Here is a 946-nt window from a genome sequence, read left to right on the forward strand (position 1 = left end):
AGTCTGCTGGGCTTTGTGGCAAAAGCGTTTGACGGAAGCCAAGATCTGGTCTGCGGACTTGGTCCATTTGAAGGGCTTCGGGTTGTTGTTGTGCAATTCGATGAAGGTACGGATGTCGGCTTCGAGCTGCCTGACGGAGGTGTGAACACCTCGCCGGATCTGCTTTCTGGTGAGTTCAGCGAACCAGCGCTCGATCTGATTGATCCACGACGCGGAAGTCGGCGTGAAGTGGACATGATAGTGCGGCCGGCGAGCGAGCCACGCTTTAATCTTGGGGGTCTTGTGGGTAGCGTAGTTGTCCATGACGATATGGACAGCGAGCCCCTCAGGGATTTGAGCGTCGATCTCTTTGAGAAACTTCAAGAACTCGAGCGCCCGATGGCGCTTGTAGCATTTGCCAATGACGAAGCCGGAAGCGACATCGAGCGCGGCAAACAGCGTGGTCGTACCATGCCGCACATAGCTATGCGTGCGACGTTCCGGCACCCCAGGCATCATCGGCAAGACCGGCTGCTCGCGATCGAGTGCCTGGATCTGGCTTTTCTCATCGACACTGAGGACAACGGCTCGGTTAGGCGGCGACAGATAAAGCCCGACAATATCGCGCACCTTATCGACGAATAGCGGATCGCTCGATAGTTTAAATGTCTGGCTGCGGTGCGGCTGCAAGCCGAACGCCGTCCACATTCGGCGGATCGTGGTGTGAGAAAAGCCAGTATCCGCAGCCATCGAGCGGATCGACCAGTGCGTTGCGTCGGGCGGCGTCGTACGCAATGTCCGCTCGATTACCTCGGCAACCTGATCATCGTCGATGGTTCGAGGGCGGCCCGGGCGGGCTTCGTCAAGCAGGCCATCACAACGATCCTTCAAGAATCGGCGGCGCCACTTGCCGACGGTGTGTTCATGGATGCCAAGTTCGGCAGCCACAGACTTGCTTGGCAGACCA

General features: G+C 58.0%; 1 protein-coding gene. It reads right to left on the reverse strand.

What is annotated here, in order from left to right; translation table 11 throughout:
- The coding region (locus QJT82_RS45450; protein ID WP_161170749.1) for an IS630-like element ISBj5 family transposase at positions 1–946 on the reverse strand (946 nt) is incomplete at both ends.

The organism is Bradyrhizobium sp. Mp19, from assembly GCF_029952935.1.
GTDB lineage: Bacteria > Pseudomonadota > Alphaproteobacteria > Rhizobiales > Xanthobacteraceae > Bradyrhizobium > Bradyrhizobium elkanii.